The organism is Tautonia sociabilis (genome assembly GCF_003977685.1).
Taxonomy (GTDB): Bacteria; Planctomycetota; Planctomycetia; order Isosphaerales; family Isosphaeraceae; genus Tautonia; species Tautonia sociabilis.
The window spans coordinates 1-23,341 of the sequence record NZ_RYZH01000045.1 but is presented as its reverse complement, the minus strand read 5'-3'; the positions used below and the strand labels follow the sequence as shown (position 1 = coordinate 23,341).

Sequence of the window (23,341 nt, the reverse complement as noted above, 5' to 3'; positions counted from 1 at the left end):
GACACGCGGGTTTCCTCGCCCATTCCGGACGGGTTTGACAATCGCTCAACAATTGGGACACCCCAATCCTCGTGACCGTCTTCCGCTCCGTCCAGCGGCCGAAACGACCCGGCCCGGGAACGCCAAGGGTCCCGGGCCGGGGGGGCCGGTCATGGGGCTCCGGCGATCTCGACGGTGACGGCCATCACCAGCGGCGCCGTTTGGTCCTCCCCCTTCACCAGTTCGATCCGATCGATCCGATCGTCGGGCCGCTCGGGCTGGATGGCGAGGTAGCGCAGCTGGCGTCCCCGGGGCTCGAAGGCGAGGATCGAGCCGGGCACGTCGACCCGTCGGATGTAGTCGGCGATGTGGACGCCGTTGCGCAGCTCGTGGTCCTCGGTGGTGCCGTCCTGGTAATGAATGCGGACGATCATGGAGACCGATTCCTCGCTGCTATACGGATACGCCCAGCCGCCGACGCCGCCGAGCAGGTGGATCCGGACGGCGGGAGCGTTGACCGGCAGCTCGGCCGACCGGGGCATCCGGGGAGGGTTCCGGCCTTGCGGGCTGTGGAGCAGGACGGCGTTGGGCACGCGGTCCCCCTGCGGGTCGACGAGCTGGAAGGGCACGCCCTCGACGGTCTTCGTCGACCAGTCGTCGAAGACGATCCGCTCGGCTCGGGAGTCCTCGTCGTAGAACATCCCCCGGGTGCTGACGACCGTGGCGGCCTTCCGGAGGTCGAGGGGCAGGTACTTGCCCGGCCGGGTGAGGAAGGCCATCAGATCGGCCAGTTGCTGGGGAGTCGCCTGGGCCTCGAAGCCCTCGGGCATGAGCGACTTCTGCGAGGCGATGAATTCCTCGACGTCCTCGCGGAGGATCGTCTGCGACTTCCCCTCCACGTCGATCAGCTCCAGCGAAGTCTTCGTCTCCGAGGCCAGCAGTCCGCTGAGGATGCGGCCGTCGGTCGTGGCGACGGTGTACTGCACGAAGTTCCCCTCGACGCTCCGGCTCGGGTCGAGGATGTGCACCAGCAGCTCCTCGGGAGGGTGGGCGGCCATGCCGGTCAGGTCTGGCCCGACCTTACCCCCCTCTCCCGAGTGCATATGGCACTTCGAGCAAAGCTGTTGGTACACGGCCTTGCCTGCGGTCGGGTCGCCTCCCGCCAGGACGACGGGCGCCAGTTCGTCGATGACCCGCTGGCGGTCGGGGTTCGGGAGGCCTCCTCCCTCGGCCATCAGGGCCCGGGCCCGCTCGGCGATCTCCTCGTTGGGGTGGTCGGTCAGCGCCCGCTTCTGATCGAGCGCGAGCTGGCCAATCGGGATCTCCCCCGACTCGATGCCGTCCATCAGCGCCCTGGCCCAATCGGCCCGCTGGAGCAGCACCCGACGGACCTCGTCGCGTACGGCCGGGGTCAGTGATGCATACGCCTCGACCAGCTCGGCCCCCGCTTCGGGAGCCTCGCTCCGGGAGATCGCCGAAATGAGCCCGACGGCCATCGAGGGGGTGGTCTGAGGCGTGATCAAGGCGAGCAGCTCGGCGGCCGCTTCCGGGTCGTCTCCCTTGAAGATCACGAACTGTCGGGCGGCATCGAGCCGGGCGTCCTCGGAACGCTCCTCGTCGGCCGCGGCTTGCAGCAGGGCGCTGGCGACCTCGGCGGCATAGGCCTCGAAGCCGGGCACCCCCCAGCGTTCCACCAGGCTGACGAGCTGCCCCTTGGACTCCGGCGGCAGCGACTCGACCAACCGGCCGAGCGCGGCGGCCGCCCCGTCTCCGACGTTGGCGATCCGGCCCTCCGGCCATCCCTGGCTCAGGCCGGCGACGATCGCCCGGGAGACTTCCGGGGCCGCGCCGTCGAGCTTCGCCAGCAGCGACCCGACCGAGTCGGCCGGGCCTCCTCGGGCGTAATGCTCGGCCACCCGGCCGGTCACCTCGGCCACAAGTTCTCCCGGAGGCCGCTCGAAGTGCCGGGAGGCGATCGCCTCCAGGAACGGCCCGGCGTGCCCGGCCGCCGCCGCGGTGGCCGCCTGGCCGAGCCAGGCATCGCCATCGAACGCTCCCGAGGCCAGCGCCTCGGCGATCGCCTCGGCCGCCTCGGCGGATTCCGGCCGCTCGGCCAGCGCGAGCAGCGCCGAGAGCCGCACCTGGGGATCCTCGTCTCCCAGCAGGTTCGCCCCGAGGATCGCCCGGGTCGCCTCGTCGTCGTCGGCCGGCAGCACCTTGGCGGCGTTCAATCGCACGCCGGCCGACGGGTGCCCCAGGGCGGCGACCGCCGCCGCTGTCGCCTCCGGGGCCGAGCCGTCCAGCGCTCCCAGCCCCTTCAGCGCCCACAAGGCGTGAATCGCCCCCGGGTTCAGGCCGATCTGGTCGACCGACCGGTCGGCCACCAGGCCGACCAGTGCCGGCACCACGTCACGACGGCCCCGCTCGACGATCAGCCGCTGGGCGTGCAGCCGCCAGAACATCGTGTTGTCGGTCAGCGCCGCCACCAGGCGGTCCGGGTCGTCGGGGTCGAGCGTCCTCGGCTCGATCGGAGGCGCGCCGTCGGAGACGATGCGATAGATCCGCCCTCGGGTCTTGTCTCGCAGCGGAGTCTCGTAGGCGTTCCCCCGGCCGGTCTCGAAGCCCTGGGGCGTCGGGTTGTGCTGGACGATGTAGTTATACCAGTCGATCACCCAGACGTGCCCATCCGGACCGACTTCGGCCATGATCGGAGCGGTCCACTCGTCGTCGCTGGCGGCCAGGTTCCAGCCGTAGTGCGACGCGAAGTCCGTTCCCCGACGCTCCAGCGTGAAGGTGGCGACCAGGTGGCCGGTCGGCTCGGCGACGAAGGCGGTGCTGTTCCAGTAGTGGGCGGGGTAGGTCCGGGCGGTGTAAAGCGCGTGGCCGGCCGCGGCGGTGAAGCCGCCATGCCAGTCGACCTGACGGACCCGGTCGGTGATCGGGAAGAACCGGTTGGAATCGGCGATGTTCTGCAGCACGGTCGGCGCCCAGCCGCGCACCGCCTCGTAGTAGCGGTTCGGGATCGGCAGATACACGCTCGGGCAGCCGTTGGCCGTCGAGCCGAAGAGGAACCCCTCCTCGCTGAAGCCGACGCCCCAGGAGTTGTTGTTCGTCGACCGCAGGAACTCCAGCGCCGAGCCGTCCGGTCGGAACCGGAAGAACCCCTGGCCGAAGCGGTGCTGCTCGCCGCCGACGGTGCCCCGGAAGGCCGAGTAGCCGACGATGCCGTAGATCCAGCCGTCCAGGCCGTACCGCAGGTTGCTCGGCCCGGCGTGGGTGTCGTCGGTTCCCCAGCCGGTGAAGAGGACCTCGCGCACGTCGGCCTTGTCGTCGCCGTCGGTGTCCTTGAGGAACAGCGTGTCGGGGGCCTGCACAACTACGACGCCGCCGTTGGCGAAGGTCAGGCTCGTCGGGATGTTCAGCCCCTCGGCGAAGACCGTGAACCGATCGGCCCGGCCGTCGCCGTCGGTGTCCTCGCAGATGGTGATGCGGTCCTGGCCGGTGTTGTCCTCGTTCTTGAGGTTCGGGTAGTCGACGCTCTCGACGATCCAGAGCCGCCCCTGGTGGTCCCAGTTCATGCAGATCGGCTTGGCGATCTCTGGCTCGGCGGCGAACAGCTCGGGGTGGAAGCCACGGGGCACGACGAGGTGCTTGATCGACTCCGACGGCTCCAGCGGCTCTTGCATCGTGGTGATCGGCTCGCCCTGCGTTCCCCAGCGCTCGCCGGGCAGGTAGTTGGGGATGGGGGCCCCGGCCCTGGCGTACCGGAACGGAGGGAGCCCCTCGGTCACTCGGGGGCGGCTGTCGAAGACCGCTCCCTTGCCGGCGGCCCATCGGATGCCGCGCTCGATCAGGTCCTGGAATCCGGGCTCGGTCCAGGTGCGGTGGTCGTGCCCGTAGGCGGTGTAGAAGACCCTCCCCTGGCCGACCGACCGCACCCAGGTCCACGGCTCCCGTCCCTCGCCGTCGGCCCGGACCTGGAGCAGGTGCCGGTCCTCATTGTGCCGGGTGTGCACATAGGTTTCGTCCCAGGTCCGGAACGGCTCGAACCCGGCCATGATCGGGTGGTTCGGGTCGACGACCTCGGTTTCGAACTCCCCCTGGCCGTGGCGGAGGAACTGCGCCCCGACCAGCTCGACGTAGTTCGGCGAGTTCAGGAAGCAGTACGAGGCGCAATGGACGGGCACGAAGCCCCCGCCGCCGGCCACGTAGTCGAGCAGGGCCCGCTCCTGGGCCGGCTCGATCCGCTCGATGTTCGCGTAGAGGAGCAGGGCGTCATAGGTCGACAGCGTCTCCGGAGTCAGCGAGCCGGCCACGTCCTCCGAGTACGTCACATCGATCCCCCGCCCGGCCAGGACCGGGATGAGCTGGGCGGCTCGCTCGGAGGGCCGATGATGCCCCCGGTCTCCCAGGAAGAGCACCTTCAATGGGGCCGCTGGCGGCGGCGCGACGGCGAGGAGCGGCACCTTGGGCATCAGGCCGAAGGCCATCGCGAGGAGCAGGCGTCGGATCATCTCGGATCATCTCCGTCGATCGGGCGGACGGGAGTGAGAAGACTGGGAGCGTCGCCTCGATCCGGCCAAGGGCGCGCCGATTGGCGCGGCCCGGGTGGAACCGCGGTCCTCCCTCGCCGTCGAGTTGTCGGGCCGGGCCTCGAACCGACCCCGAGGCCCCTCGCACGATCGGCTCCAGGTCCCTCCCATTGGACAACGGACCGCCCCCCGGTGACAATCCAGGAGCGTCCCGACGGGCCGACGGTCCGGGGCATCGGGCACCGAATTCGCGGTTATTGGGGTAGGCATCGCGTCGGAGGGGGAGCAGTCGTGGCCGAGTCTCGAGACGTCATCCTGGAGCGGTTCCGGGCGAAGATCGCCGCTGGCCGGCCGATCATCGGGGGAGGGGCCGGCACGGGCATCAGCGCCAAGTGCGAGGAGGCCGGTGGCATCGACCTGATCGTCATCTACAACTCGGGCCGTTTCCGCATGGCCGGCCGAGGCTCCCTGGCCGGTCTGATGCCCTACGGGAACGCCAACCAGATCGTCCGGGAGATGGCCTTCGAGGTCCTCACCGCCGTCCGGCACACGCCCGTCCTGGCCGGAGTCTGCGCCACCGACCCGTTCCTGATCCGGGACCGCTTCCTCCGGGAACTGAAGGACCTGGGCTTCGCCGGCATCCAGAACTTCCCCACCGTCGGCCTGATCGACGGCACCTTCCGTGCGAACCTGGAGGAGACCGGCATGGGCTTCGGCCTGGAGATCGAGTGCATCGCCGCCGCCCACGAACTCGGGATGCTGACCACCCCCTACGCCTTCGACCCCGAGCAGGGCCGGTTGATGGCCGAGGCTGGCGCCGACCTTGTCGTCGCGCACATGGGCCTAACCACCGGCGGCACGATCGGAGCCGAGTCGGCCCTGACCCTGGAGGACTGCGTTCCTCGGGTCGCCGCCATCGCCGAGGCCGCCCGATCCGCCCGCCCCGATGTAATCGTTCTCTGCCACGGCGGCCCGATCGCCTCCCCCGACGACGCCCAAACGATCCTGGAGCGTGTCCCGGCCGTCGACGGCTTCTACGGCGCTAGCTCGATGGAGCGCCTGCCGACCGAACGGGCCCTGCGAGCCCAGGTCGAGCGGTTCACCGCGATCCGACGCACTCCGTCCGGTCCTTCCTGAGCCCCTCCCCCCGACCGTCCTCGAGCCCTCCCCTGGAGCGCGAGGGCCGGCGACCCGCTCCCGAACACTCCTCCGAGGGCGGAGTTCCGGCCGAGTCCTCCCGGCTCGACCTCTCGTCCTCCGAGACGGCCGGAGCGCTCAACCCGAGGGGCCGATCCCTCCCGGCCCAGGGAAGAATCGGCCGAGGGGTCCTTGTCGCGATAACCTCTGGGAATACAATCCGTTCCACGGATCACTCCTGTTCGCTCGCGAGAACCTCCAACGGCGATCTCCGATCGAGGCCCGAGTGCGACCGATGTCCAAGCCCAAGCCCTTCCTCCCGATCTCGGGGCGCTCGACCCGGCCCCGGTCCGGTCCTTCGCGCCCGTCGGCGGCCGAGCGGCCGATCTCCGCCCGCTGAGGAGGGACCCGAATGGATCTGGACCTGGAGTTGAGGGGGTTCGAGGGGGACTGCCGGCTCTTCCCCCTGCCCGACGTTGTCCTCTTCCCCCACTGTGTCCTGCCCCTGCACATCTTCGAGCCGAGATACCGCCAGATGACCGAGGACGCCCTCGCGTCCGACCGCCTGATCGCCATGGTCCAGATCCGAGACGGCGCCGACGGGAACGCGACGGCCGACCCCCCGATCGACTCGGTTGCATGCCTCGGCAGGATCTTCGATCATCATCGACTGGAGGACGGCCGCTACAACCTCCTGCTGGTCGGCTTGAAGCGCGTCCGCCTGATCTGCGAGCTGGAGACGGACCGTCTTTACCGCAAGGCCCGCGTCGAGCCGCTCGAGGACGTCTATCCCGACGAGCCGATCGAGGAGCTCCGGGACGAGCTGATCTCCCTCTTCCGGCAGACCTGCCACCGGGAAGGGCGGGTCGAACCCGAGATCGCCCGGCTGCTCGAGGCTCCCGTCCCCACGGGGGTGTTAACCGACTTGCTCGGGCACTATCTCGAGCTATCTCCGGCGCTGAAGCGGAACTTCCTCGCCGAGTACCGGGTGGAGCGGCGGGCCAGGAGCCTCATCCGGCTCTTACGGGAGCACCTTCAGGCCCTCGGCCGCCCCTCCGAGGACGGGGGAATCGGCTTCCCTCCTCCCTTCAGCAGGAACTGATCCCCACCGATTCCCTCCACACCACCGCCGATCCCCGGCCCTCGAAACGCGGACGCCGCTCCCCCCGGCTCGGGGGTTCATGCCGTCGCGCGAGGGGAGGTCGGGAGAACCCGAAGAGTCGAACCGATGAGCGAGTCCCTCTCCTGCCACCCCCACACCCTGGGCGAGCCAGCCGACGACCGCGCCGGGCCCGGCGCCACCGACGGCTCCCACCCGGTCGACCTCGACCGCATTCGCCGGGCCGTCCGCGAGATCTTGCTGGCCGTCGGCGAGGATCCCGACCGCGAAGGGCTGCTGGAAACCCCCGACCGCGTCGCCCGCATGTACGCCGAGGTCTTCCGCGGCCTCCACCAGGACCCCAGCACGCATCTGGCCAAGCGCTTCACGCAGAAGTACGACGAGATGGTGACCATCCGAGACATCACCTTCTCCAGCTTCTGCGAGCACCACTTGCTCCCCTTCTCCGGCAAGGCCCACGTCGCGTATCTGCCTTCCGGCAAGGTCGTCGGTCTCTCCAAGATCCCCCGGGTGATCGACGTCCTCTCCCGGCGGCCCCAGGTCCAGGAGCGGCTCACCGAGCAGATCGCCGACCTGCTCATGGAGCAGCTCGACGCCCTCGGCGTGGCCGTCGTGATGGAAGGCGTCCACAGCTGCATGACCGTCCGGGGGGTGCAGAAGCCGGGAAGCACCTACATCACCAGCGCCATGCGCGGCTCGTTCCGGGAGAACGTGGCGACTCGCATGGAAGTCCTCTCCCTCATCCACGGGGCGAGCCGATCGGTCTGATCCGGCCCGTCCGAGACGCCCCTCCCTCCCCTCGGACTGGCGTCGGGAGGCCGGGGCGGTCAAGATCGAAACGGTGCTCGCCGCTCGCTCCCGGGCCGTTCCGGGGCGACCGGGCGGGCCTCGGCGTCCGATTGGAGTCGTGCACCACCTGTGGCCAGGCTGGACGAGACGAGAGCCCGGGTCTACGACGATCTGCGGGGGCTGGTCGGGGGGGCCCTCTCCTTCGAGCCGATCCGGCGCTCACCGTACAGCCGGGACGGAAGCCTCTTCGAGGCCGACCCCCTCGGCGTCGTTGCTCCGAGGACGCACGAGGAACTGGCCTCGGTCGTCCGGTACGCCTCGGGAGAAGGGATCCCGATCCACGCCCGAGGGGCCGGGACCAACCCGTTCGGCTCGGCGATCGGCCGGGGCCTGGTCGTTGACTTCAGTGTCCACCTGCGTCGGATCCTCCGGATCGAGGAGGATCGCGTCACGGTCCAGCCGGGGGCCGTTCTGGAGGAGGTGAATGCCCGGCTCGCTCCGGTCGGCCGCCGGATCTGGCCCGACCCCTCCGGCTCCTGGAGCCGGACGATCGGAGGCATGATCGCCGTCGGCGCCCGGGGGCCTCGCTCGCTCCGCTTCGGGCCGCTGTCCGACGCGCTCGAGGGGGTCCGCGTCGTCTTCTCCAACGGCGAGGAGGGGGCGCTCTTCCCCGTCCGTCCCCCCTCCTCCTCCGAGGGATCGTCTTCGGGCGACGAGCCCTTCGAGCGGAACCTGTTGCGCCGGATGGCCACCCTGGTCAACTGGCACGCCCCCCGGGACGACCGCCTCGGCGGCCGTCCCGAGACGCCCGACCCGTTCCGATCAATCCGGGGCAACGGGCGATTTCTTCCGCACCGGGCGTTGGACGGCTCCTTCGGCGCCCTCGCCTTGATGACCGAGGTGACGCTCCGGACCGCCCCGATTCCGACCGGTCAGCGTGTGGTGATCCTTCCCTTTTCCCGGCTCTCGGAGGCCGCCTCGGCCATCCCCTCCTGCCTGCTGGAGGGCCCCGCGCGCTGCGAGCTGATCGACTGGCGGACGCTCCGGCTCGCCCGGGAGGAGGACCCGTACTGGGGGAAGATCGTGCCTCCGACGGCCGAGGCCGCCCTGATCGTGGAGTTCCTCGGCGACGAACCGACGGCGGTCGCCAGTCGGGCCCGGGCCCTGGTCCAGCGGATGGCCCGGCTGCCCTCTCGGCTCAATCCGGTGGTCGAGATGGCCCGCGGGTCCGACTGTGACCGGGCGCTCGATCTTCGCCGCCGCGTCGAGCCCCGCCTGATGTCGATGAAGGGAAGAGCCCGGCCGACCGCCCTGGTCCCGGCGCTGGTGGCCCCCCCCGAGTCCTGGGGGCCCCTGATCCTCCGGCTCCAGAACGCCTTCAAGGCGTTCGACGTGAGCTGGACCCTGCACGGCTGCGTCGGGTCGGGGACGATCCTCGTGCGCCCGTTCCTCGACCTTGGCCATCCCGTCGACCGAGACCGGCTCGGCCCCCTGGCCGACGCGATCATCGAGGCCGCCTTGTCGGTGGGCGGCGGCCCGTATCCCGAGGTCGGTCCTCGGATTCGCTCGTTCCGGTCCCTCGCCTCAGGGCCCGGACCCGGCGGGGCGGCCCGTTCGCTGAAGTTCCTGTTCGACCCGATCGGGGCCCTCAACCCGGGGGTCCTCGACGCCGGCACCGGCGCTGGGGAACCCCTGGCGATCCGATCGGCCCCGGCGAGGGTGCCGAACGCCCTGCCCGCCCCGCTGCCGGTGATCGAGCCCCGCCTGCGCTGGGGGGAGCGCGGGCCGATCGACGCCGCCATGGACTGCAACGGCTGCGGCGGCTGCCGCTCGTTCGACCCTCTGGTGCGCATCTGTCCCAGCTTCCGGGCCTCCCGAAGCGAGGACCAGACCCCCCGCGCCCTGGCCGGGCTTGTCCGGGACATCGCCAGCGGCCGGCTCGATCGCTCTCACTGGGGAAGCGAGGAGGCCCGTCGGCTCGCCGACCACTGCGTCCATTGCCGGCTCTGCGAGCGAGAGTGCCCTTCCGGGGTCGACGTCTCGGGGATGATGCTCGAGGTGAAGTCGGCTTACGCCGAGGTCCACGGCCTGAGCCCCTCGGAGTGGTTCCTCTCCCGGATCGAGTTGTGGGCCCGGCTCTCCTCCCGATTCCCGGGGCTGTATAACCGAGTGATCGGCTCCCGGACGGCCCGATGGGCGATCGAGCGGCTGGTCGGCCTGTCGAAGGACCGCAACCTGCCCCGGGCCCGCCCCCTGTCGTTCGTCCGGCGCGCCGAGCGGGTCGGCCTCTCCGAGCCGGCCGGCGACCGTCCCGGCCCCCGAGTGGTCTACTTTCTCGACCTGGTGGCCAACTACTACGATCAGTCGATCGCCGAAGGGGTGGTTGCCGTCCTCCGCCATTGCGGCGTCCACGTCTACGTCCCCCGCCGCCAGCGCGGCTGCGGTATGCCGGCGCTGGTCGCGGGCGACCTCGACGCCGCCCGGGAAGCCGCCCTGACGAACCTCCGGATCCTCGGCGCCGCCGTGAGGGAGGGGCACACTGTCGTCTGCTCCGAGCCGACCGCCGCCCTGATGATCCGCAACGACTACCTCCGGCTCACCGACGACCTCGACGCCGAGCTCGTCGCGGCCAACACGATGGAAGTCGGCCACTACCTCCAGGGGCTCCGGTCCCGGGGGCTGCTCCCCCGCCCCGAGGTGCCGATCCACGCCCGGGTCGGCTACCACTTGCCGTGTCACCTGAAGGCCCTGGCGGTGGGCATGCCCGCGTTCGAGCTGATCCGCCAGATCCCCGAGCTGGAGGTGGAGCACGTCGATCGGGGATGCTCCGGCATGGCGGGGACCTACGGCATGTCTCGAGCCCACTTCCGGGACTCTCTCCGGGCCGGCCGAACCCTCCGGCACCGCCTCAGGGATCCCGACCTGGACCTGTCCTGCTCCGAGTGCTCCTCCTGCCGCCTTCAGATGGAGCAGGGCTCCCGCAAGCGATCGGTCCACCCCATCACGCTGCTGGCGATGTCTTACGGCCTGCTTCCCAGCGACCTTCGCACGCTCCGAGAGCCCCGAGACCGCCGCTTCGCGCTGGGATGACCCCGCCCTCGGGCCGCCCCTCCCGTCGTTCGCCTTGACGCCCGGGGGAGGGGCCAGTATCGTCCGGCCGACCTTCCCGTCTCGCATCCCCTCGCCTCCCGTCGCCCGTCCGAACCACCTTCGACCCGCCTCCTCTCGACGATCTCGGCCGAGCGACCCTGGAGGGGATCGAGCGAGCCATTGCCGGGCCGGGACTCCCGGCCGATCTCCCCCGAGGTGACCCGCCGCCGCTGGCGAGGGCCCGTCGGGAGGCGATCGGGCCGAGGTGTCGGGGTAGAGAGGAGCGTCGCCGTGCAGGGTCGCCACCAGAGCTGCGGTCGCGGAGGGGTCGGGCTCTGGGCCGTGATCGTGCCCCTGGCCCTGATCGCCAGCGACCGCGCCCCGGCCCAGGAGGCCCCCATTGGCCCCCGCATCCCCGACCGGAGCCCGGTCCTGCTCGCGGCCGACCAGATCACGACCTGGGACGAGGGCCGCGTCCGCTGGGTCCGCCTTTCCGGCAGGGCGGCTGTCTTCCAGGGGGTCAGCGGCGTCCGATCCCGGGAGGCCCTGGTTCGGATCCAGCCGTTGTCGCCGGCCACCGGGCGCCCGACCTACCAGGTCGACGTCTACGCCGAGGGAGACGCCCTCCTCGACGCCCCGGGAGAAGCCCCCCAGCCCGCTCGCCGCTGGAGCGTCGCGGCGACGGACGAGGTCCAGATCCGGCCGCCGTTCTCCAGCCTCGGCGTCGATTCGATCGACCGGCCCCCGGCGGGAGATCCCGTCGTCGACCGGGCTCTCCTCGAATTCAAGGGGGCCTCGACGGCCGCCAACTCCGTCGGCCAGGAGATCCCGGCCGCGATCCCACCGGTTCCCGAGCCGTCCTCGATCTCGGGTTCCGCCCCCAAGCCGAACTCGCCGTCAGACGCCGACGTCCGGCCCGTCAACCTCTTCCAGGTCGGGCCGGACGGCGACGTCGAGGGGCAGGCCCCGGCTCCGAGGCGGGTTCCCTCGGTCATCGAGGTGCCTCCTCCCCCGCCGGGACCCCGGGTCGACTCCCCCTTCGCCGACCCGGCCGAAACGCAGTTCCGGCCTGAGGACGCGCCGACTGTCCCCGAATTCCCCGAGCCGACCCTGCCCGAGATCCCCCTGCTCCCGGAGATCGAACCCCTGCCGGACGACGACCCGGACGCTCCTGACCTCGGCCTTCCTCCGGTGGTGCTCCCGCCCGCTCCCGAGGAGGACGGGGAGGACGTCCGCCCGGTCATGCCCTTCCGCCCGGGGACGCAGCGGGTCGTGAACATCTATCCGCTCAATCCCTCGCTCACCAAGTTCCGCCGGCTCGCCCCGCTCGACGACGGGACCGAGACGTACATCGCCACCGGCGGCATCCAGATCGTTGTCGACGACCCCGATCGGGGGACGATCGACCTCACCGCCCGGGACGCGGTGATCTGGACCCGAAGCTCCCTGGGAGCGGGGCTCGCCGTCGGCTCCTCGACCCAGTCGACCGACGACCCGCTGGAGGTCTACCTGGAAGGGGACGTCGAGCTTCGCCAGGACAAGCGCGAGCTGGCTGGCGTGGAGGATCAGATCCACTACACCGCCGCTCGGTTCTACGCCGACCTGAAGACCGAGCGGTTCTACGCCCTCGACGCCGAGCTGGAGCAGTACGCCCCCGGCCTGCTCGCACCGCTGCGCACCCTGGCCGACTCGATCGCCCAGTACCGAGAGGTGGTGCCCGGCCCCGACGGCGTGCCGGTGCTCGGCCTGCCGACGATCCGGGCGCGCAACTCCATGACCACTGGCAGCCCGTTCGCCAGCCCCGGCTACCGGATGAATTCCAGCGTGGTCGACCTGTTCAAGCTCGCCCCCGGCGAGCGGCGGGGAGGCCTCCGCCGTCGCCTGCTCAACCCGGTCGGCGGCCCGTCGTCGGAGGACGTCTACTTCGTCGACGCCCGCAACAACACCTTCTTCCTCGGGCCGGTTCCCTTCTTCTACTGGCCCCGATTCCTGACCACGACCGAGGACATCAACCCCCCGCTTAGCCAGATCTCCTTCCGCACCAACAACCTGTTCGGCCAGATGATCCTCACCGACTGGGACGGCTTCAAGCTGCTCGGCCTGCGGAAGCCGAAGTGGGTCGACAACTGGAACATCGACATCGACTACCTGAGCGACCGTGGCTTCGCCGCCGGCAGCGAGTTCGGGTACTTCGGTGACGACCTCTCCAGCGAGCTGTTCGGCCGCGACCTTCTGCCCGGCGTCACCTCGAACTACTTCGGCTACTTCGACCTCTGGGGGATCAACGACCACGGCTTCGACAACCTCGGCGGCGGCCCAGCCATCATCACCAACGGCCCCCCGCTGACCGTCGCCTTCCGCAATTCCGTCCCTCCCTTTCAGGACTTCCGCGGCCGGCTCCTGTACCGGCACATGCAGTCATTCCTGCCCGACGACGCCGATCCCCTGGACGACTTCCGCCTCCAGCTCGAGGCCGCTTACATCTCCGACCGCCACTTCCTGGAGCAGTACTTCAAGCGGCTCAACGACTCCGGCCTCGATCAGCGCACCCGCATCTACGCCATCCGGCAGTGGGGCGACCGCGCCTTCACCGCCACCGCCGAGGTAACGCCCATGGACTGGTACACCCAGTCCCAGTGGTTCCCGAAGCTCGACTATTATCGCCTCGGCGACGCCCCACTGGGCCTCGGCCGGTTCTTCTCCTATTACCACCACACCGGTGTCAGCTACGCCAACACCCACACCGCCGTCGAGGTGAACGACCCCGGCATCTTCTTCGGGTTCCTGCCCTACGACCCCACCTCGCTGACCAGCGGCCCATTCCGCACCGGCCGCTTGTACACCAACCACGAGCTGGATCTCCCCCTGAAGCTCCGGGCCCTTCGGGTGGTCCCCTACGTCCAGGGGCAGCTCATGGGCTGGGACAACCAGTACACCCAGCCGCTCCCGTCCCTCGGCTACGTCCCCGGGCTGATCTCCCAGGACTACATCCGGGGCCCCCAGGGCTCCCGGATCGGCCGGGCCTGGGGGGCCTACGGCGTCCGGGCCGATATCGCCTTCTACCGCCCCTTCCCAGGTGTTGAGAGCGAGCTATTCAACGTCCACGGCCTGATGCACAAGTCGGTCCTCTACGCCGACTACCGAGACGCCTACTCCACCCTCTCCCTCAACCGGCTGGGCGTGCAGGACGGCCTCGACGACAACACCTACGAGTTCGTCCGCCGCTACTTCGCCCTGAACGACTACGGCAGCGGCGTCCTGCCGGCGCAGTACAACCCCCTGCTGCTGACCCTCCGCCGCGCCTCCTCTCCGATCACCGGCACGACCGACGTGCAGGACACCATCGAGACGCTCCGCATCGGCACCAGCCAGCGGCTGCAGACCAAGCGCGGCCCGATCGACGACCGCCGGATCATCGACTTCATGGCCCTCGACGTCTGGAGCTTCTACTACCCCGAGGCCAGCCGGGACAACTTCGGCGTCCCCTTCGGCCAGACCCAGTACCAGTACGAATGGTACCTGGGCGACCGCACCAGCTTCGTCTCCTCCGGCTGGTTCGACTATTTTGACATCGTCGGCGATCCCCGCAACCAGGCCGGCAAGAACGACGGGATCAGCATCATCACCGCCGGCGTGAACATCAGCCGGCCGCCTCGGGGGTCGATGTACCTGGCCTACTCGATCATCGACACCGGCCCGATCAACACCTCGGCCCTCAACGCCAGCTACGGCTACTGGCTCAGCCCGAAGTGGTACACCACCTTCGGCGGGCTCTACGACTTCGGCGAGGGAATGCTCCTGAGCACCGCCTTCTCCTTCACCCGCATCGGCGCCGACTTCCTCACGACCGTCGGCATCAGCTACACCCCCTTGCAGGAGAACTGGTCCTTCGTCTTCGAGCTGGTCCCCCGCTTCAGCCCCCGGACCCGACTGGGGGCCGCCGCCGCCGTGCCGTTCCGCCCCGACCTCCGGTTCGCCCCGATCCAATGAGCGCCCCGCACTTCTTCTCGCATCCGAGCCGGGGCCGAGGAGGCCCCGGCTCGGAGCCCCGGCCCGACCTCCCCGCCGCTCCCCCCGACGGCGCGGAGGTCGACCCGCCGAGCGACGCCGAGCTCGTCGCACTGCCGGTCCCTCCGGTCTTGCAGGAGCCGACGGCCCCGAGCCGTCGCGGCGCCACGACGCGATCGAAGCTGGCGGAGGGGGCCCGAGGCATCAAGCTCGCCATCCGGGCCGAGTCGAGCTATTTCGCCCACGCCTACCGAGGGCTGCTGATCGCCATCTCGGCGGCCCTCCTGGGCCTCTCCGCCGGCGGCTGGTGCCTCCTGATCGTCTCGGCCGCCCTGGTGCTCGTCGCCGAGACCTTCCGCTGCGCTCTCTGTGCCGCCCTCGACGCCGTCGCCGACCCGGCCGACCCGCTGGCGAAGACCGCCCGGGAGATCGCCGCGGGCGGCCTGCTGTTCGCCTCGATGACCTCCGCCGCGATCACCATCACCGTCCTGGTGAGCCGGCTCGGCGAGGTCCTCGGCTGGTGACTCCCGACGGGATCGGCCCCGGGTGCGCCGGGTCGACCCGGAGCCGCTGCTCCAGGTCCTTCGGCGGCCCGATCGGGCTGACGATTCTCCGGAACTTCCCCGTCTCCGGGTCCGGACCCAGGCGATCCACCCGCTCGACCTCCACCGACACCAGCCCCTGGAAGCGGTACAGCTCCAGTTGCCGATCCAGGGCCCGGCGCAGGTGCTCCCGGTCGAGCTCCTGCCCGGGGAGCACCTCGACCCGCACCGAGAACCGGTTCCGCTCCACCTGCACCGCCTGCCACTCCCGGACCTCCCGGGCGTAATCGAACGCGTTCTTGAAGACGCTGGAGATCAGCTGACGATATCGCCCGCCCTCCTCGATCCAGAACGTGTCCGCGGTCCGGCCGTCGATCCGCTCGATCCTCGGCAGGCGGCTTCCGCAGCGGCACGGCGAGGTCGCCATCGTCACCACGTCCCCGACCTCGTACCGGATGAACGGCAAGGTCCGGTTCGCCAGGTTGGTGATCAGCACCTTCGCCCCCGGGGTCCCGACGGGGACGGGCCGGTTGTCGGCGTCGACGACCTCCAGGATCGCCCAGTCGGCGTTCACGTGCGCTCCCGGGTCGGTTCGGCAGCCGTTGCTCAAGAAGGTGCACTCTCCCGTGGCGTAGTTGTTCATCACGTGCAGGCCGAAGGCGGCCTGGATTCGGGCCCGGGCGCGATCGGTGAGCACCTCGCTGTTGCTGACCACCTGCTGCAACTCGGGGGACAGCCGCAACCGGCCCGACTCGGCCTCCAGGGCGAGCTCCTCCAGCACCCCGGCGTAGCCGGTCAGCGCCGTCGGCCGAAAGGCGTTCAGCCGGTCGATCACGTCGGGATCGGTCTGCGAGAGCCAGAGCAGCCTCAGGAACGGCCGGGCCGCCGCCGGGATCGCCTGGAAGACCGTGGCCGACGGGTAAAACCCGCGCTTCAGCGTCACGACCGCCAGCCTCGCCGGGGAGCAGAGCCGGCGGGCCGCCTCGAGCGGCGTCGGCTTCCTCGCGTTCCCCCTCGTCATCTGGAGCCCGAACATCAGCTCCGAGAGGCCCCGGTCCTGCACGATCAGCATCGGCTGCCCCTGGCTTCCGGAGGTGTGGCTGGCGATGTACTTGCCCCGGAACAGCGTCCCCTCGTTGTTCGGGTCGTCCAGGAACCGCTCCAGGTCGGCCCGGCGGATCTCCGGGTCGGTCACCACCCGGTCGAAGTGGGCCATCAGCTCCCCCTTCGACGTCGGGGCCAGGTCCTCCAGCTCGAACCGATCCGGGTCGATCCCTCGGTACCGCTCCCGGTAGAACGCCGAGTGCTGGATTGCATGCCCCACCAGGGCCCGGAGCCGACGCCGCTGGAGGGCGGCCACCCGGTCCTCGGGCATCCTCGAGACCCGATTCATCGACAGCGACCGGACCGTGAATCGAATCATGGTCTCCTCCTGGACCTCCCTCGCGTTCCCCGGGCCCGGCTCCTCGCCCCCCGATCGGCCGGAGGTTGTATGGTGCGAACAAGATCGGCAGGACCGCCCGGGGAACTCGACCCCCTCCGCCTCCCCGATCGCTTCGACTCCGGGGGAGAGCGTCCCGGGTTCCTCGCCAGGCTCAATCGCCCTTGGCCCGCCGATCCCAAGCGAGTAACCTAACGGCCGGACGCCTCGGGAACCGGGCCGGGGGGCGGCCCTCCTTCAACCTTGAATCGACCGCCATGCACATTCTCGACATCCTGGCCCAGCACAAGACGACCTTTAGCTTCGAGTTCTTCCCTCCCAAGACGGCCCAGGCCTCCGAAGACCTGTTCGCCACCATCAGCCAGCTCCAGGAGTTGCAGCCCTCGTTCGTCTCCGTCACCTATGGCGCCGGCGGCACCACCCGGGACCGGACCCACGAGCTGATCGTCCGGATCCAGACCGAGACCAATCTCACCGCCGTCTCGCACCTGACCTCCGTCTGCCACTCCCGGGAGGAGCTCTCCGCGATCCTCGACCGCTACGCCTCCTCCGGCATCGAGAACATCCTCGCCCTCCGGGGCGATCCCCCCCGCAACTCGGCCGGCTACGACCGCGCCAACGACGCCTTCCAGTACGCCGAGCAGCTCGTCCGCTTCATCGCCGAGCACCCCAACCGCCCCGATCCCCGGGGCTTCGGCATCGGCGTCGCCGGGTTCCCGGAGGGACACCCCGTCACCCCGAACCGCCTCCAGGAGCTCGACTACCTGAAGCGCAAGGTCGACGCCGGCGCGCACTACATCTGCACTCAGCTCTTCTTCGACAACCGGGACTTCTACGACTTCCGCGAGCGCTGTGAGCTGGCCGGGATCACCGTGCCCATCATCGCTGGCATCATGCCCGTGACCAGCAAGCCCGGCATGGTCCGCATGGCCGACCTCGCCCTTGGCGCTCGATTCCCCGCCCGGCTGCTCCGCGCCATCGAGCGCTGCGCCCCCGAGTATTCGCCCGAGCTGGTGGCCAAGGTCGGCATCCACTGGGCCACCGAGCAATGCCGCGACCTGCTCGACAACCACGTGCGCGGCATCCACTTCTATACCCTGAACAAGAGCGACGCGACCCGACAGATTTACGAGAACCTTGGCGTCAAGGACTCCGTCGCCCTCCGCACCGACTGAGCCCTGCCCGGCGATCGGGGGTTCGCTCCTCAGGCCGCCTCGCGCTCCCAGCCGAAGCCGGGCATCCCTCGGCCCGTCCCCACGGCGACCGCCTCGAGATACAGCCGCTCGTACGACCGGACCATCGCCTCGAAGCCGTCGGGTTCCCCGGATCGGACTCGGCTCGCCTGGGAGATGCGGGCCCGGAGCCCCTCGTCGTCCAGCAGCGTCGCGACGGTTCCCCGGATCCCTCCCACGTCCCCCGCCCCGAACAGCAAGGCCGATCGCCCGGGACGCACGAACTCCTCCACTCCGGGGACCTCGGCGACGGCCATCGGCGCGCCGAAGGCCCGGCCCAGCGCGATCGCCGCCGGGGCCGGATCCCGCCGCTGGGCGATCACCAGCAGGTCGCTGGCCGCCAGCGCCGCTCCCGGGTCATCGGCCCCGGAGATCAGGCGGAACCGGTCCGGCATCGACCGCACCGCCTCCTCCCTCGCCAGCGACCGCAGCATCCCCTCCGGCGCCAGCACGACCGCCGAGAGTTCCCTCCCCGACCGGATCAGTTCCGAGGCCGCGACCACGAAGTCCTCCGCCCCCCGGTCGTCCGATTCGTGCACGCAGGCCACGACGGCCGAGCCGGCCGCCAGGCCGAGCCGACGCCTCGCCTCCAACCGGGTCGGCGGGTCGGCGATCGGTCTCGGCGCCTCGCGCACGACCTCGAAGTTCCAGCGCGACTCGACCGGGTGGAATGGCCGCCGGACTCCCCAGGCCGGAAACACCACCCGGTACGCCGCCGAGAAGGCCCCAATCGCCCCCCTGGCCTCGTGCGCTCCCAGCCCCGAGAAGGCGTCCCGGAAGTCGACCGCCTCCCGGATTGTCCAGATGGTCGGCAGCCCGATCGACCGCGCCGCCTCGATCGCGTCGGCCTCTCCCAGGCCGACGACGTGCAGCAGGTCCAGATCCCCCCGAGAGAGTCGATCGAGCAGGTCCTCCTCGCGGTCCCGGGCGATCGTCACCCGCACCCCCTCGTCCCGCAAGCGGTCGGCGATCGGCCCGACCCCCCGGGCCAGCACCTCGACCTCCACCAGCCCCCGGCCCCGGACCCCCTCGGCTAGCCCCCGGGCGAGCTGCCCGGCCCCGGTCGCGTCGAGCTGGTCCAGCGCGATCAGCACTCGGGCCGGCCGGCCCCCCGGCCATGCGATCGGTCCGGCCCTCCGAGTGCTGATCCCCAGCCGTTCGTCTCCCCGGCTGAGCGCCGGGTGGTGATACGGATCCGATCGGTGCCCCCAGGCCGTCCGGAACGCGGAGGCCTCCGTCGGGTCGTCCTCCGTCCCCCGAGTCGCTCCCTCGAAGTGCAGCAGCTCCGCCTTCGGCGCGTACACGCACCGCAGGCCCCGCTCGAGGAGCCTCAGACAGAAATCCACGTCGTTGTACCCGACGGCGAACCGCCGCTCGTCGAACCCGCCGAGCTCCAGGAAGGTCGACCGCCGCACCAGCATGCAGGCGGCCGTCACCGCGCTCAGGTTCCGGGGCAGCCGGGCCAGGCGCTGGTCCCCCGCGTCCCACCACGGCGACGACTTGAAGGCGTGGCCGGGAAGGCCGTCGTGCAGGTCCGTCAGCATCCCCGCGTGCTGGATCCGGCCGTCCCCGTACAGCAGGCGGGCCCCCACCGCGCCGACCCCCTCCATCCCGCCGTAGCCGACCAGCTGCGAGAGCCACTCGCCCCGCCGCACCTCCGTGTCGTTGTTCAACAGGACGACGAATTCGAATTCGTCTCCCAGGAGGGTGATTGCCTTGTTGTGGAGCCTCGCGTAGTTGAACCGCCCGCCCTCGTTCTCGATCCGGAGCACCCGGCAACCCTCCCCGAGCCCGTCCAGGTACTCGAGGGTCTCCGGCTCGACGCTTCCGTTGTCGAGGATGACGATCTCGAAGTCCCGGTAGGTTGTCCGCTCCCGGACGGACGCGACACACCGCCGGAGCAGGTCCACCCGATCCTTCGAGGGGATCAGGACCGCCGCCCTTGGCCCTCGGTCGGGGAACTCCAGCTCGAAGGCCGGGAACCGCTGTCGGGAGGCCCACCCGGGCTGGCAGACTCGGGCCTCGATCCCTCGCCGGCCCAGGGCCTCCGACACCGCCCGGGCCGCCAGGCCGATCGTCCGAGCCGAGGCCGCCTCGACCGGATCCGGCCCCTCGCGATCGGCCGACACGTGCCAGAGCACCCGGGGAACGCGGGCCACCCTCCCCGGCCGCTCGGCCAGTCTCAGGGCGAGGTCATACGGCCAGGCCTCGCCGAACTCCGGCCTCAGGCCGCCAACCGCCTCGTAATCCGACCGTCTCACCGCGAACACCCGGCCGATCGCCGGCGTCGCCAGCAGCAGTTCCGGCGACCATCCCGGCCGGAACCTCGGGCCGAACCGCCTCCCCTCCGCGTCGACCCGGTCCTCGTCCCCAAAGACGAGCATCGCCGGCTCGTCCCCGACGGTGGCCGCCCTCGCGATCTCCAGCAGGGCGTCGGGAGCCAGCCTCGTCCTCCCGTCGAGCACGACGAGGTACTCCCCCGTCGCCTCGCTCGCCGCCGCCCTCAGCGCCTCGAATCCATCCCCGTCGGCCGCTCCCCTCGCCCGGGCCCTGCCCGCCATCGAGGCCGGCGCCGACGTCGAGCCGCCGACGAGGATCACGTCCCGCTCCGGGTAGACCTGCTCCCGGATGGACGCCAGCGTCTCCCTCAGTTCGGCCACCGTCTCGCCGGCCGCCGCCACCACCACCGAGATCACCGGCTTGCTCGTCAGCCGTCCGAGGTCGCGCTCCGCCTCGGTTCGTCTCGCCGCGTTCCACGCATTGTTGCGCAACCACTCGTCATATGGCTCGACCCTCGGCGGGATGAGCGTCAGGATCGCGTTGCGATCGCGCCGCGGACGGGAGGGCTCGACGGCCGATCGCCGGGGGCCCTCCTCCGGGGGCCGATCGTCCCGGAGCGGAGCCTCCGGGAGCCGATCGCCTCTCGGCTCGCCCCCGATTCCCGGTGTTCCCCCGATCGGCCTCGCCTTCCCTCGCACGACCCGGGCGGGCAGCCCCCGCATCGCTCTTGCCGCCGATCGCGCTCGGTCGACCAGCCGGCCGACGGTCGCCACGGCCTTCCAGGTCCGGGATGCCTGCATCGCCGCCACGTCGGCCCGGAACCTCGCCAGTTCGGCGGAGCGGCCTTCCAGCTCCCGGGCCAGCTCGCCGAGCCGGTCCTCCCGCCTCGCGACTTCCGATTCGAGCCAGGTCGCGTACAGGGCCCGCTCGGTGATCCGCTCCCGAAGGGCCATCCCCAGCCGATCCCGCTCGGCCAGCCGGGCCTCCAGCGCCCGGATCCGACGCCCCCGATCCTCCACGGTGTGCTCGATCGCCTCCGCCGCCTGGAGCAGCACCGGCCCCTCTGCCTCCCCGGCGCCAGGGGCGTCGCGGACCGGGTTCGCCGGCCTCCGATCGGCGTTCCCCGGGATCCTGCGCGGTTCGGGTCGATCGGGCATGACCGTCAACTCCCTTCGACGGGTCGATCGGGCGATTCGAGCGGCGACCCGAGCGGCACTCCGAGGTCGATCCGCTGAGGCATACCGAGAACAATGGGGTCGGTCAATCCGAACCGAGCCCCGATCGGCGGGCCCGATCCGGTGCGTCCTTGCCCAGGAGAACCCTCGTGATCGCGACCCTTGCCCTCTCCGCCCTGCTCCTGCTCCCGACCCCGCCGCCGTCGGCCGCCGACGCCCTGCCCAGGGATGGCGAGCGCGTCCTCTTTATCGGCGACAGCATCACCCAGGCGGGCCACTACGTCGTCTACGTCGAGGCCTACCTGCTCACCCGATTCCCCGACCGCACCATCACCGTCATCAACCACGGGCTCAGCAGCGAGACCGCCGCCGGCACCAGCGAGCCCGACCACCCCTTCCCCCGCCCCTGGATCCACGACCGCTTCGAGCGAGACGTCACCGCCTGGCACCCCGACCGGGTCGTCGCCTGCTACGGCATGAACGACGGCATCTATCACCCCTTCTCGCCCGATCGCTTCGCCCGGTACCAGGCCGGCATCAACCGCCTCATCGAGCGGGCCCGCCTCGAGGCCGGCGCCCGGATCGACCTGATGACCCCTCCCCCCTACGATCCCTACCGCCGCCAGGTCGGCGACCCGAATGCCAAGCACTACGGCTACCGCTTCCCCGCGGTCGACTACGACGACGTCCTCTCCCGCTTCGGCGATTGGCTCCGCTCCCTCGCCGACGACCGCCTGCTCGTGGCCGACCCCCACGGCGAAATCTCCGAACACCTCCGCCTCCGCCGAGAAGACCGGGTGAGCGTCTCCCTCTCCCCCGACGGCGTCCACCCCGACCCCGCCGGTCACTGGCTCATCGCCCAGGCCCTCCTGACCGCCTGGGGAGCCCCCGCCGAGGTCGCCGAAGCCCGGGTCATCGTCGACCCCGACTCCGGCACCGTCCGGGCCGAGGAGGGCACCCTCGACGACCTTTCCCTGCGCGACGGCTCGCTGGAAATGACCTGGACCTCCCCCCTCCCCCTTCCCCTCGACCCCTCCTGGGATCCCGAATTCATCCGCGTCGCTCAAATTGCCGACCGTCTCAACCGCTACCGCCTCACCGTCTCGGGTCTCCCTCCCGGCACCTATACCCTCCTCGCCTCCGAGACGGTCGATCCCACCCCGAAGCCCGTCGCCACCTGCTCGGCCGAGGAGCTCTCCGCCGGACTCGACCTCACCTCCCTCCCCGACTTCCCCACCGTGGCCGCTTCCCGAGACGTCCTTCGCCTCCTCGCTTCGCTTCGCTCCGCCCAGGCCCAGGCCTGGCGCGCCAGCATCCGGGGCGAAGCCCCCGCCGACTCCCCTCCCCCTCCCGGCGATGACGACCACCTCATGGCCCCCATCCGAGCCCTCTGCCAGCCCCTCGAGGTCCGCATCCGCATCTCCCCCGTCGGCGACTCCTCCCCCTCAGCTCCGGCCTCGCCGAAGGATCGAGCTTCCCCCAGGCCGCATTCCCTTCCCTGACTCCCGGCCCCCCACCCCCCGATGATATCGCCGAGGGGCCGGTTCCCCTCCTTCCCGGTTCCGCCCCGACTGCTCCTTGGAATCACGCATGCTTGGCTTGCGACCCACTCCGACGCACGCGGCACGATCAAATGCACGCTTGCATTCCGACGGTCAGCGGGAATCGCCTGGACGTCTCTTCCCGGGGACGAGCACGACGGAGCGAAGCCAAGGGGAGCGACGCGATGGACTCGGACGATCGACATAACCCATTCAATACCAATCGGTCATGGCGATCCCGCCTGAACGCGAGGGGGAGTGACGGACGGCGCACCGCATCCGATCGGAGGCCGCTTCCGGCGGCGCGGCCGTCACGGCGTTCCCGGTCGTGCCGACGACGGAGCGAACCCATCTATGAGAGGGGGACTGTCAAGCTGCCGGTGCAGGTTCGGTGGGCTCGGGGCCCCGGCACCTCCCCCTCGCCGTCGGCGTCGGTCGGCCTGCCCGTCCCAGACCACGCCCACCAGCGATGCGG

11 protein-coding genes are annotated in these 23,341 nt (G+C 70.7%); 8 read left to right on the top strand and 3 right to left on the bottom strand.

Annotated features, from left to right (window positions below; translation table 11 throughout):
- Window positions 1-149: 149 nt before the first annotated feature.
- Window positions 150-4,469 carry a PVC-type heme-binding CxxCH protein gene (locus TsocGM_RS19640; protein WP_449342998.1) on the bottom strand — a complete coding sequence of 1,440 codons (4,320 nt, stop codon included), beginning with the start codon at window positions 4,467-4,469 and terminating at the stop codon, window positions 150-152.
- Between the two features lie 333 nt (window positions 4,470-4,802).
- Between TsocGM_RS19640 and TsocGM_RS19635 the strand changes: the two genes are divergently transcribed.
- From TsocGM_RS19635 to TsocGM_RS19610, 6 genes are all read left to right on the top strand, one after another.
- Complete coding sequence (locus TsocGM_RS19635; RefSeq protein WP_233579045.1) at window positions 4,803-5,648, top strand: phosphoenolpyruvate hydrolase family protein; 846 nt, start codon at window positions 4,803-4,805, stop codon at window positions 5,646-5,648.
- A gap of 412 nt (window positions 5,649-6,060) precedes the next feature.
- On the top strand, window positions 6,061-6,750 hold the full coding sequence (locus TsocGM_RS19630) for an LON peptidase substrate-binding domain-containing protein (protein WP_126727167.1): 690 nt from the start codon (window positions 6,061-6,063) through the stop codon (window positions 6,748-6,750).
- Between the two features lie 126 nt (window positions 6,751-6,876).
- The gene (gene folE, locus TsocGM_RS19625; protein WP_126727166.1) at window positions 6,877-7,536 is read left to right on the top strand and encodes a GTP cyclohydrolase I FolE; all 660 of its coding nucleotides are present in this window, start codon (window positions 6,877-6,879) and stop codon (window positions 7,534-7,536) included.
- Window positions 7,537-7,686: 150 nt separating this feature from the next.
- Window positions 7,687-10,647, top strand: a complete 2,961-nt coding sequence (locus TsocGM_RS19620) for an FAD-binding and (Fe-S)-binding domain-containing protein (RefSeq protein WP_233579044.1) — start codon at window positions 7,687-7,689, stop codon at window positions 10,645-10,647.
- Between the two features lie 291 nt (window positions 10,648-10,938).
- On the top strand, window positions 10,939-14,637 hold the full coding sequence (locus TsocGM_RS19615; protein WP_126727165.1) for a hypothetical protein: 3,699 nt from the start codon (window positions 10,939-10,941) through the stop codon (window positions 14,635-14,637).
- On the top strand, window positions 14,634-15,179 hold the full coding sequence (locus TsocGM_RS19610) for a diacylglycerol kinase family protein (RefSeq protein ID WP_126727164.1): 546 nt from the start codon (window positions 14,634-14,636) through the stop codon (window positions 15,177-15,179). The genes TsocGM_RS19615 and TsocGM_RS19610 overlap by 4 nt, the downstream gene beginning before the upstream one ends.
- Here TsocGM_RS19610 and TsocGM_RS19605 read toward each other — a convergent pair.
- Window positions 15,136-16,620 (bottom strand): phenylacetate--CoA ligase family protein, encoded by a 1,485-nt coding sequence (locus TsocGM_RS19605; RefSeq protein ID WP_126727163.1) that lies wholly within the window; start codon window positions 16,618-16,620, stop codon window positions 15,136-15,138. The genes TsocGM_RS19610 and TsocGM_RS19605 overlap by 44 nt on opposite strands.
- A 275-nt stretch (window positions 16,621-16,895) precedes the next feature.
- Between TsocGM_RS19605 and metF the strand changes: the two genes are divergently transcribed.
- The gene (gene metF, locus TsocGM_RS19600) at window positions 16,896-17,813 is read left to right on the top strand and encodes a methylenetetrahydrofolate reductase [NAD(P)H] (protein ID WP_126727162.1); all 918 of its coding nucleotides are present in this window, start codon (window positions 16,896-16,898) and stop codon (window positions 17,811-17,813) included.
- Window positions 17,814-17,842: 29 nt separating this feature from the next.
- Here metF and TsocGM_RS19595 read toward each other — a convergent pair whose 3' ends face one another.
- Window positions 17,843-21,307 carry a glycosyltransferase gene (locus TsocGM_RS19595; protein WP_126727161.1) on the bottom strand — a complete coding sequence of 1,155 codons (3,465 nt, stop codon included), beginning with the start codon at window positions 21,305-21,307 and terminating at the stop codon, window positions 17,843-17,845.
- 167 nt (window positions 21,308-21,474) lie between these two features.
- Here TsocGM_RS19595 and TsocGM_RS19590 point away from each other — a divergent pair, with 167 nt between their 5' ends.
- Entirely contained in the window at window positions 21,475-22,827 is a 1,353-nt protein-coding gene (locus TsocGM_RS19590) for an SGNH/GDSL hydrolase family protein (protein ID WP_126727160.1), read from the top strand.
- Window positions 22,828-23,341: the final 514 nt, after the last annotated feature.